Origin of the sequence: Methylocucumis oryzae (assembly GCF_000963695.1) — a bacterium.
GTDB classification, from domain to species: Bacteria; Pseudomonadota; Gammaproteobacteria; order Methylococcales; family Methylomonadaceae; genus Methylovulum; species Methylovulum oryzae.
Window position 1 is genome coordinate 1 of record NZ_LAJX01000200.1, and the last position, 9,671, is coordinate 9,671.

Sequence of the window (9,671 nt, forward strand, 5' to 3'; positions counted from 1 at the left end):
CCTTATTAGGGACGGCTAAACTCAATGGCTTAAACCCTACCGAATGGCTCAAGGATACTTTGGAAAAATTACCGACTTGGCCCAACAGTCGTATCGATGAGTTGCTGCCTTTTGCAACGGCAAATTCCGAGACAGTTAAGGATCAGAATGTCTTTTAGAAAACAACGTGGCTAGATTGAACGGTTACCAAAAACTATCAATCTGTACATTATAATTTCAGACAATTGAGAGGAGAGCCGCGACATGGGTATGTTTGATTCGTTTTATATAGAAGTGGATGGCCACGAGCAGGAACTACAAAGCAAACGCTTCGACTGCATACTAAACCATTACCGTTTGGGCGATTGGGTCTCTGGCAGTTTACCTGGGATCAGGGTTTATTTTGATCACCTATGCCTAGATGACACGGGCAAACTGGTTTATCGAATAGAAGCGGAATGTGTACGCAAACGAACGGTATTTATCGTCCTGGCCCAGGGAGTCTTCGTCGATTTTCAAGTCCACAAGGGTGAACTTTCAGCTAGTGCAATTAGCCCAGTCTTAAGCGCGTTACGAGAGCGGTGGCTGGATTCGGCGCGTTTCCAAGGGTTTCTGGTAGAGATATTGCGCGCCCAACAGCAGAAAATTGCGCTGCTAGAAAATAGGCTTGACCGTGTACAGGCTATCATTACCAATGCTCGCCGCTTAAAAGCCGGCGAAAAGCTAGATGGTATATTGGGATTATTGCACGAACATGACAAGAAATTGGCGGCGGGTGAGGAGCCGCTGGATGTTATCGCCTGGGCATTAGGCGACGAAACTTCAATGGGTGGGCTTTGGTTAGGCGACGCCAACCTCGATCCTTTAGAAGAATATCGGCTTTAATAAATATGCCTCAACATCAAGTTTAAATAAACGTGGCAAACGGCAAGCTATTGATGAACAACACAAAATCTATTTATTCCAGGGTGTTGCTCAAGAAATAACGCACCTGGCGAGTGCTGCTGAAAATGCTGGCGGCAAAAWTTTTTTTTGCTTCACTTTTTTTTTTCCGAGCTGCTGACCAGTGGTGCCGGATACAGCAAGTTCAAACTGGCATCATCGACGCTTAACCCCTTTTTCAGCAAATGCAGCAGGCCGTATTTTTTAATCAATTTATCTAAGCGCTCCAATCGCTGTGCCGGAACGTAACAATTGTTTCGACATGACATATTCACCTTTTTCCTTGCAAAGGTGTAGTTATAGAGCTTCACTATCCGAACGGCAAAAGCGAAGCTTTTTTCTTTTAAAAAATTTCTCATTAATTACTAATTAATGATAACCGGCGCTGCAAGGCTTCGATGACTTTCTCGGCAATCAAATCATAAAAAGTCTGTTTATCCTGAGTCAAGTTACATTGCTCCAAGGCATCGTAATACGCCAGCCGGGATTCGGTGTCACCATGAATGATGGCTATGGGGTAGCTGTGTTGCAGTAAAACAAGATTCATCACCAAACGGGCTGTGCGGCCATTGCCATCCACAAACGGGTGAATAGTCACCAATCGCTCATGCAATTCGGCAGCAATAAAATTGGATGCAGGCTTTGCCGGTTTTGTGTATAGAACTCAAAATACCTGGTCATCTGATCTTCCAATAACCAGGGTTGCGGCGGGATATGCCGACTGCCGCTGATCATCACCGGAATATCCCGAAACCGACCGGCATAGTGTTTATCGATACCGCGCAAAACCAAGGCGTGCAAGGTCAACAAGTCGTTGCGATTGAACTGGGCATCTTGGTTGGCCATGTCGCGAATCAGTTCAACTGCTTCATAATGGTTGATCGCCTCCAAATGTTCGACCAGCGGCTTGCCGCCTATCGTCAGTCCCTTGCTAATCACCAGATCGGTTTCGCGCAAAGTCAGCGTATTGCCTTCGATGCGGTTGCTGTCATAGGTGTATTCGATGTCTGTAGCCTTGTCCACGCTGCGGCTATCCCAGTCGCGGTATTGCTGCAAATTGGCTCAGCAAGGCATCAGCTTTATCAAATAATTCATAATTCATAATTTGTAATTAACCAAAAATTTTGTCGGTGACGGCGCTGTTGATTAACTTGGCTTTGTATTCCTTGAGTTTATCGATTTGTTGCTGCTGGATAGTAATAGCTTGGTTTATTTTGACGGATTGGGTTTCGATGTGGGCGACTCTCATCTTGCTCATCCTTTGATGGTAAGCCCAATTCCATATTAAAAAACATATGCGAATAGAACCTCAGGCAAGGTGAATGTAAGTAACAAAATAGCCAATTCAGTACGCAGCGTTCCGAATTGCTCCAGTAATCCTGATTTTTCGACCATATTCGCCTGATGTGTCAACACGTTTTCGGACACATGGTTAAACAACTATTGGCCGCATATTACTATACAGCTTGTTTAGCCGCAGAGCAGATTATTGTAAAAGCCAATATAGATTTGGTAACGGCTAAAGTTTTTCTGTTGACAGCTCCCAACGCATCAATAACCATACCCGCAACGATTTGCTATTACCTCTCTCCCACGCAGCCATGACCCCCTCACCTTTACTCACCCGTGACGAACTTGCCTTACTACGCGGCTGGTTGCATGGCGTCCCGTTAGCCGCGCTCAGCGATTATTGTGGCGACGAAACACCGGCTCCTTTACTCAGCGCTGTGCGCACCCGGTTAAGGTTAAAAGCCCGCCGCTTGCATAAGGAATGGGGCGATAACTGGTTAGACCGCCCGTCGCCAGCGAGTCAGTTGACTTTAATCTTATCGCGTATTGATGCGTTACAACAGGCAGAGGATGTGATCCCAGCTTTAAACCAGCCTTTATCGTATTGGCTAGGCGATGATGAGCTAGAAAAATTAACGCCGATTAAGCTCACAACGGTCGCGGATTGGCTTGCCTTTGTCCAAAAGACGCCCTCGCCTTGGTGGCAAAACATAGCCGGTTTAGGCTCAACCACGGCACACGCGCTTGAAGCCCAGTTATTACAGGTGTTTCCTGAGCTTAAGATTAAACCTGCTGCGCCACCGGTAGGCTATGAAAGCGTTATTATGCCTTTAGAGCATATCGTGTTAGCGCAGCACTTAGATGGTCGTAACGGCACCAATCGCTCGCCAGTAATACCGTTTATTGCGGCTGAAGATGATTATCAAGCCATTCAGGTTTGGCTAGGGCGTTACGACCCGAACAGCCATACCGTGCGCAGTTATCGCCGCGAAGCCGAGCGCTTGTTGCTTTGGGCGGTGGTGGTGAAACAAAAACCGGTATCGTCGCTTAATGTCGCGGACATGAGTGAGTACCGCAGTTTTCTTGCCGATCCTCAGCCACGCGAGCTTTGGATAGGTGTCGCACAAGCAAAACCTAAGAGCAGTTGGAAGCCGTTTACTGGCCCGCTGTCGCCGCGTAGTCGTCGCTATGCTGAAACTGTGTTAAATAATTTAATGAGCTTTTTGGTCAGCCAGCATTATTTATTGCATAACCCGATTAGCGCGTTACCGAAATTAAAAAACGCCCGCTGGTCAACGCCCGTTAGATGTCAATCGGGCGTTTTAATGAGGCACATTGGCAGTTAATTTGCCAAGTGGTCGAGCAAAAAATTATCAGCGCCGATGAGAATACCCGAACTAAATGGTTAAGGAATCAGTTATTACTGCACTTAGGTTTTAACCTGGGCTTACGCCTGCATGAATTAGCCAATGCCAAACTGACTGACTTATACACGGTACAACGACAAGGCCAAACCCAACACTGGTTAACCGTCATCGGCAAAGGTCAAAAACAACGGCAAGTCCCCATTCCCCTAACCACGTATTTATTGCTGGTCGAAACCTACCTAAAACTCACCGGCCGTTCTATTCATCGCTTAGGCTTAGAATATCCGCTCATCCCACCCTTACGCGGTTCAGATAAACAGCCGTTAACCCCGTTAGCGATTCATAAAGCCTTGAAAGAATGTTTTGCTTATGTAGCCGAAGTACTTGCCGATACGCACCCCGATGTCGCACAAAAACTAGACCAAGCCAGCGCCCACTGGCTTAGACACAGCCACGGTTCGGCAGCGGCTGAACGCAATATTCCGTTAGCAATGATTCGTGACAATTTAGGGCATAGCAGCATTGCCACTACGTCTTGTTATTTGCATACCGACCAAGATGCACGGCATGAGGCGTTTGCCAATGGTTTTGCTGGTACGATTAAGCCGGTATAGCCTTAACAGAGCTAATCGCAACACTCGACTTGTGCATAAATCGGATTTTAAACGAGTTTGGTGTAAGTGCGCCGTAGCCCATAACTAACAACCTGGCTATGATTTAATCTGGCAGTTGGAAAGGTAACCCTATGAGGCAATGGGCTTTATGACTTTCGAGAAGGCGTCAATATTGGTAAAAATGTCCGCTGTCTTGACTCAAAAGTGACCTATCGACTAACATTATTCCTTACTATAGAGTAAGGAATAAGGCAAATGACGGGCCTAGCAAAGCCAACACATTAAAGGCCGCAATGGCTGTTAATCGACCCATTGCCGTCTATCGCTTAATGTGATTCAATGTCGCCAATTGGCTCATTAAGCAACTGAGGAATAGTCTTTTAACAGGTATGTCTTGTTTTTAGCGGCTTATAGGCATAAGAGTGTTAAATAATTTATGAGTAGTTGCTTACCAGTCATAATTTTTCAACAGCGACGAAATACAGAAGGAACACTAATATGCAGATCAATAAATTATCACTTCAAAGAGTATTTTTCAGTTGATATATCAAAACCATCTATTTACTAGTTATGCATCCTAGAGGAGTTCCCTCTCTATGGTCAGGATTGAGAGTTTTCGTTTCATCTACTTGTTATGATCTGTCGGTCATTCGCTCGCAATTGCGGATATTCATTCAAGGTCTGGGTCATGAGCCATTAATGAGTGATTACAGTGATTTGCTATATGACCCACGAATTCATACCCATACTAGCTGTGTTGACGAAGTGGCTTCTGCCGATGTGGTTGTATTGATAGTTGGCTCTAGATTTGGTGGAAAAACTGTTCCAGAGGCTTTGGCAAAGCTTGACTTTGATAGTCTGAAAAAGGAAAGCAAAAGCATTGAGAGCTTAAAGAAGCAGGATAATCTTTCTGTTACACAGCTTGAAATTTTGAAAGCTGTTGAATCGGGCATCCCAGTGTTCACTTTTGTTGATTCAGCCGTATGGCATGACCACTCATTGTATGAGAAGAATAAAGATAAACCGATAATTAGCGAAATTTCATTCCCTTCTATTGAAAAGCCAGAAACCGCTTCCTTTATATTTGAGTTTATTAATTTTCTGCGATACAGAGCCCGAGGGAACAGCGTATTTACTTTCTCTAAATTTCAAGACATAGAGGATGCTCTCAGAAAACAATGGTCAGCTCTATTCCAGAAATTGATAAAAGAACAGAGAAACAGGGCGTTTGAAGCAAAACGCATTGATAGCCTAACTGAGCAATTTGAAGACCTAAAAACTGCAATTCTCACCTCTATAGGAACCAAGAATGAACGCGACGTTGCCAGGGGAGTTGTGCGATTTAGAAGGCTTATTGACTTTGTGCGCTCACTTGGGCTTAGGGATCACAATTTCTTAATTAGAGATCGTCACTCTTGGAATGACCTATTGCGATATGCAGAAATCGACAAAATGATGGATACGAGCGAACTCCCTGAGGAGCTGTCATATCAGAGAAGAAATTTCGGGCCTAGTAGAAGAATGTTCTTGATCAAAGCAGATAGAACGTTTTTCGAACTGAGAACATCACCGGATTTTTTTCATAGCCTTTCATTGGAATGGGAGGCCTTTATGGAGCTTGGCGAAGATACGAGAGAAATCATCGTGGATGCTTTGAGTGATATGAGGCCAACTATGGGATTTTTGCGTTATGTAAGAGAGCCATTTGATCACTATATAGACAAATGGATACATCAAGAGCAACTAATCAAGAGCAGAGATGATGAGGGTGACTCTGATGAAAATGCATAGCAATGCATTGCATGCGGACAAGCCGCTGAATGCAGCGTTAGCCGTCACTTCACAGCATTGAGTACACCATGGGAAAACAGATTCGAATCTACCTTGCAGACGGGTCCGTAACAGGCGTTAGACATGCTGAGATCACAAACTGGACCGGGCAAGCCCTGGCTTGTCCGAGGACGCGATTCGAGGATCTCCGCAAGTGGAGTGAACTTAAGCGACCAGGCGTATACTTGCTCTTCGGTGTGACCGAAGAGACATCCGATGCTGCCGTCTACATTGGCGAATCAGAATCCGTAATCGAACGGTTGGTCACACACTCTAGCGAAAAAGAGTTTTGGTCGGACCTTATCGCATTTACCAGTAAGGATGAGAATCTAACAAAGGCTCATGTTCGGTACTTAGAGGCTCGCTTCTGCCAGCTAGCCGTTGCAGCAAACCGCTACCGAGTGCTCAATGCGACGCAACCACAGCTTCCAGTGCTTCCTCGTCCGGATCGAGATGCAATGGAGGAGTTCATCGAGCATGCACGGACCCTTCTTGGCGTCCTCGGCCACAGAGTCCTAGATCCGTATGTCACCCCGCCTCGTTCAATCCAAAACGAATCGCCTAACATGTTAGAATTAGAAGTCGAGGACACTTCCATTCAACCGTCTTACGTCGCTAACTCTCCGATATTTTCCCTTCGCGTAAATGATCTTGCGACCCAGGCTGTACGGACTGACGAGGGCTTTGTTGTGCTCTCTGGTTCAGAAGTCAATCGAACTACTCACACAAGCTTGTCTGCTAGCAATCGCGTGCTTCGCGACAAGCTCATTGCTTCAGGTACCCTTGTCGACGATGGCTCAAGGCTTCGGTTATTGAAGGATCAACTTTTCAACAGTTCAAGTCAAGCCGCTGGGTTCATCGTGGGCTATTCAATTAGCGGCCCAAGCGAATGGCGCCTGTCGGACGGAACTCGATTGAGCGAATACGAGGCAGTCAAAGCTCATCAGGTGATTAAAACGCTATCAACTGACGAATCTGGTGATGGCTAACTTTTTGAACTTACGCATTGACAGCGTATTAGTATTAAAAATCAATAGTTTAAATATGGTTATTGTTTATTGTTTTAAATGCGTAAGTCCTAACTTTATCCGCTATACCGTGCAGCTATGAATAAGGAATAGAATACTTTGGAACGTAGTAATGGGTTAGAGGAAATCACAAAATTCAGTTTCTCTCCCTTCTGGTTACCTATATTTCATCTATTCTGTGATCACCGATGAGACATCATACAGTTAAGCGAGCAATTGAATTGGCATGTCGAGTAGAAAAACTCTCCATGTCGCATACTGTAGAATCTGGTCAGTAGCGCGGATTCGCGATAGAAGCTGTGAAAGTATTCATTTACCCTTTCACATAGACTGGCCATTAACCATGATTGGCGCAATCTGCAACAGGGATTTTTCTCCAGTCGCTTTTTCAATAGCGTCAATCGTAACAAGATAGTGGCCTAAATTTTCCATCATTGCTACTTGCGAATTCGGAACTCTACAAGCAATTGCTCGTTGGTCTTGGCCAGTACAGCGAATAACGACTTCCCAAAACTCATCAGGTGTTTTAACGCCATATGAAGTGACAAAGCCGTCATCGTTTGGATTATTTCCCCAAATACGACTATTTTTGATTGATTGCACTTCAGAGTTGAATCCACCACAGCCACGGTTCGTTAGCTGCTGAAGACAATACTTCCTTGCGATGATTCTTGACAATTTAGAGCATAGCCGCATTGCCACCAAGTCTTGTTATTTGCATACCGATCAAGATGCGCGGCATGAGCCTTTTGCCAATGGCTTTGCTGGTGCGATTAAGCCGGTTTAGCCTTAACATGGCAAATCGTAACGCTCGGCATGTGCATTAACAGGATTTTAAACGAGTTTGATGTAAGTGCGCCGTAGCTCACAGCCAGGCTATGATTTAATCTGGCAGTTGGAAAGGTAACCTTAGGTCAGGATAGGCTTTATGACTTTCGAGAAGGCGTCAATATTGGTAAAAATGTTCGCTATCTTGACACAAAGGCCGCAATAGCTGTTACGACCCTTTACCTCCAATCCTGCTTCTCTAAAGCGGCCAGTCAACCAAATCCATAATTTGCGAACTGTAGGCCAACGAGGCGAGTACCTCAGATTGACTTTTCCCCTGCAGTGATATACTTCGGACAATAGACTTAGGAGTAACAATGATGAAAACTGTGTTTTTAATTGCTAGCTTATGGGCTTTCTCGGGCTCGCTGGTGGTAGCCAAGCCCTGCCCAGAATTGCTGAACCACACAATGACCAAGTTACGCTCCACTGAGCAAATCGATTTTTGTCAGGCTTTTCAAGGAAAAGTCATTTTAGTTGTCAACACCGCCAGTAACTGCGGCTACACACCTCAATTTAAGGGCCTAGAAGCGCTTTACCAAAAATACAAAGATAACGGTTTAGTGGTGCTCGGTTTTCCGTCTAACGACTTCAATCAAGAATTCGAGGAAGCTGAAAAAACCGCTAATGTTTGTTACATCAATTATGGCGTTACCTTTCCAATGATGGAAAAAAGTCAGGTAAAGGGCGCGGCAGCGAACGGATTTTTCCAAAAGCTGTTCGAAGCGACCGGCGAGGCACCGGCTTGGAATTTCCATAAGTATTTGATTGATCGCACCGGTACCAGCGTGGCTGCCTTTCCCAGCAATGTGACACCTGAGCAGTTAGATTCGAAAGTTAGTGCGTTGTTATCTGCTAAATAGCGTTTAAAACTTTACCTCTCGCTGGTTTAGAGCCGAATTTTTCAGGAAGCAATGATTTGCGGGTGTTAAACAATATCATGCTGCAAGGCGTCAAAGCTGCGGTCGATAAATTATTTTTGCATTGTCTGGATCTGTAATTGCTAATCCAGGTTTTGATGCATTACAGGCGTATTTTTACAAGAAGCGTTGAGGGATTTGGATAAAAAAGTTTGCAGCACATTGAGGTTGCAAGTCTGTGATCAAGCGAGGTCAGCAAGCTAAACATGGCGCATCGGTTATTCATCGTAATTGCTACGACCTTTTTCTAAAACGGCAACAATGGTTGGTAGTTCAATGGTGACAGCAATGCGTAACATTTTAATAATTGGTGCAAGTAGTGGCATTGGTGCCGCTATTGCCGACTTAGCACAGTCTGAAGAGATTCGAGTATTTTCGCTCAGCCGCACTCCGGCCGATCATGTTTATCGACATTTTGAATGCAATGTACTCAAGGATCCCTTGCCACACATCGAAGAGCCTTTACATGGCCTAGTTTACTGCCCTGGCAGCATCAATCTAAAGTCTTTTTCAAGTATCAAACTCGACGATTTCAAGCAGGATTTTGAGCTTAATTTGTTGGGCGCAGTGCGTTGTTTACAGTCTTACCACGCAAATCTGCTGGCTGCCAAGGTTGCATCAGTGGTCATGTTTAGTACGGTAGCGGTACAAACTGGATTTCCTTACCATGCATTGGTGGCGGCATGCAAGGGCGCGATAGAGGGGCTAACCCGGGCATCAATACTGTTGATTTTAGCACCTAACTTGTTATATCTATATGATATTTAATAAATTTATTGCTTGTTATGGAAGTTGATAAAAAACAGAATACTTGCTGCTAAATTTCTATCAGCAACTCACAAACCTACTTCTTACATTTTGCCAAAACCTAGC

Annotated in this window: 14 protein-coding genes; 9 read left to right on the plus strand and 5 right to left on the minus strand. The window is 44.9% G+C overall.

The window, feature by feature from the left end:
- On the plus strand, nucleotides 1-158 hold a 158-nt coding region (locus VZ94_RS24645; RefSeq protein ID WP_131655608.1), incomplete at its 5' end, for a transposase domain-containing protein.
- 85 nt (nucleotides 159-243) lie between these two features.
- Complete coding sequence (locus VZ94_RS16870; RefSeq protein WP_045780113.1) at nucleotides 244-864, plus strand: hypothetical protein; 621 nt, start codon at nucleotides 244-246, stop codon at nucleotides 862-864.
- Nucleotides 865-1,016: 152 nt separating this feature from the next.
- Here VZ94_RS16870 and VZ94_RS29500 read toward each other — a convergent pair whose 3' ends face one another.
- Genes VZ94_RS29500 through VZ94_RS26110 form a run of 4 tightly spaced genes read right to left on the minus strand, consistent with a single transcriptional unit; the run spans nucleotide 1,017 to nucleotide 2,170 of the window.
- Nucleotides 1,017-1,280, minus strand: coding sequence for a hypothetical protein (locus VZ94_RS29500; protein WP_045780114.1), 264 nt, complete (start codon nucleotides 1,278-1,280; stop codon nucleotides 1,017-1,019).
- On the minus strand, nucleotides 1,280-1,534 hold the full coding sequence (locus VZ94_RS31020; protein WP_204369195.1) for a Fic family protein: 255 nt from the start codon (nucleotides 1,532-1,534) through the stop codon (nucleotides 1,280-1,282). Before VZ94_RS31020 ends, VZ94_RS29500 begins: the two co-directional genes overlap by 1 nt.
- The gene (locus tag VZ94_RS31025; protein WP_204369196.1) at nucleotides 1,516-1,977 is read right to left on the minus strand and encodes a Fic family protein; all 462 of its coding nucleotides are present in this window, start codon (nucleotides 1,975-1,977) and stop codon (nucleotides 1,516-1,518) included. Before VZ94_RS31025 ends, VZ94_RS31020 begins: the two co-directional genes overlap by 19 nt.
- A 55-nt stretch (nucleotides 1,978-2,032) precedes the next feature.
- Entirely contained in the window at nucleotides 2,033-2,170 is a 138-nt protein-coding gene (locus VZ94_RS26110; RefSeq protein ID WP_157844966.1) for a hypothetical protein, read from the minus strand.
- A gap of 352 nt (nucleotides 2,171-2,522) precedes the next feature.
- Between VZ94_RS26110 and VZ94_RS23560 the strand changes: the two genes are divergently transcribed.
- From VZ94_RS23560 to VZ94_RS16900, 4 genes are all read left to right on the plus strand, one after another.
- A complete protein-coding gene (locus VZ94_RS23560) occupies nucleotides 2,523-3,557 on the plus strand; it encodes a phage integrase family protein (protein WP_052700678.1) in 1,035 nt (344 codons plus the stop codon).
- Entirely contained in the window at nucleotides 3,518-4,192 is a 675-nt protein-coding gene (locus tag VZ94_RS16890; RefSeq protein ID WP_052700679.1) for a tyrosine-type recombinase/integrase, read from the plus strand. Before VZ94_RS23560 ends, VZ94_RS16890 begins: the two co-directional genes overlap by 40 nt.
- A 570-nt stretch (nucleotides 4,193-4,762) precedes the next feature.
- On the plus strand, nucleotides 4,763-5,983 hold the full coding sequence (locus VZ94_RS16895; protein ID WP_045780115.1) for a DUF4062 domain-containing protein: 1,221 nt from the start codon (nucleotides 4,763-4,765) through the stop codon (nucleotides 5,981-5,983).
- Nucleotides 5,984-6,207: 224 nt separating this feature from the next.
- On the plus strand, nucleotides 6,208-7,011 hold the full coding sequence (locus VZ94_RS16900; protein ID WP_157844967.1) for a GIY-YIG nuclease family protein: 804 nt from the start codon (nucleotides 6,208-6,210) through the stop codon (nucleotides 7,009-7,011).
- Between the two features lie 360 nt (nucleotides 7,012-7,371).
- Here VZ94_RS16900 and VZ94_RS16905 read toward each other — a convergent pair whose 3' ends face one another.
- The gene (locus VZ94_RS16905) at nucleotides 7,372-7,653 is read right to left on the minus strand and encodes a DNA/RNA non-specific endonuclease (protein ID WP_045780117.1); all 282 of its coding nucleotides are present in this window, start codon (nucleotides 7,651-7,653) and stop codon (nucleotides 7,372-7,374) included.
- A 61-nt stretch (nucleotides 7,654-7,714) separates the two neighbouring features.
- On the opposite strand from VZ94_RS16905, the gene VZ94_RS31030 reads away from it, so the two are divergent.
- From VZ94_RS31030 to VZ94_RS16915, 3 genes are all read left to right on the plus strand, one after another.
- Nucleotides 7,715-7,837: a hypothetical protein gene (locus tag VZ94_RS31030; RefSeq protein ID WP_275575306.1), complete on the plus strand. Its 123-nt coding sequence runs from the start codon at nucleotides 7,715-7,717 to the stop codon at nucleotides 7,835-7,837.
- Between the two features lie 358 nt (nucleotides 7,838-8,195).
- Complete coding sequence (locus VZ94_RS16910; protein WP_045780118.1) at nucleotides 8,196-8,741, plus strand: glutathione peroxidase; 546 nt, start codon at nucleotides 8,196-8,198, stop codon at nucleotides 8,739-8,741.
- Between the two features lie 345 nt (nucleotides 8,742-9,086).
- Nucleotides 9,087-9,566, plus strand: a complete 480-nt coding sequence (locus VZ94_RS16915; protein WP_052700680.1) for an SDR family NAD(P)-dependent oxidoreductase — start codon at nucleotides 9,087-9,089, stop codon at nucleotides 9,564-9,566.
- Nucleotides 9,567-9,671: the final 105 nt, after the last annotated feature.

Excerpts from the sequence above, each read along its gene's own strand:
- VZ94_RS16870 (WP_045780113.1), top strand. The coding sequence starts at position 244 with ATGGGTATGTTTGATTCGTTTTATATAGAAGTGGATGGCCACGAGCAG.
- VZ94_RS29500 (WP_045780114.1), bottom strand. The coding sequence starts at position 1,280 with ATGAGAAATTTTTTAAAAGAAAAAAGCTTCGCTTTTGCCGTTCGGATA.
- VZ94_RS26110 (WP_157844966.1), bottom strand. The coding sequence starts at position 2,170 with ATGAGAGTCGCCCACATCGAAACCCAATCCGTCAAAATAAACCAAGCT.
- VZ94_RS23560 (WP_052700678.1), top strand. The coding sequence starts at position 2,523 with ATGACCCCCTCACCTTTACTCACCCGTGACGAACTTGCCTTACTACGC.
- VZ94_RS16890 (WP_052700679.1), top strand. The coding sequence starts at position 3,518 with ATGTCAATCGGGCGTTTTAATGAGGCACATTGGCAGTTAATTTGCCAA.
- VZ94_RS16895 (WP_045780115.1), top strand. The coding sequence starts at position 4,763 with ATGCATCCTAGAGGAGTTCCCTCTCTATGGTCAGGATTGAGAGTTTTC.
- VZ94_RS31030 (WP_275575306.1), top strand. The coding sequence starts at position 7,715 with ATGATTCTTGACAATTTAGAGCATAGCCGCATTGCCACCAAGTCTTGT.
- VZ94_RS16910 (WP_045780118.1), top strand. The coding sequence starts at position 8,196 with ATGATGAAAACTGTGTTTTTAATTGCTAGCTTATGGGCTTTCTCGGGC.
- VZ94_RS16915 (WP_052700680.1), top strand. The coding sequence starts at position 9,087 with ATGCGTAACATTTTAATAATTGGTGCAAGTAGTGGCATTGGTGCCGCT.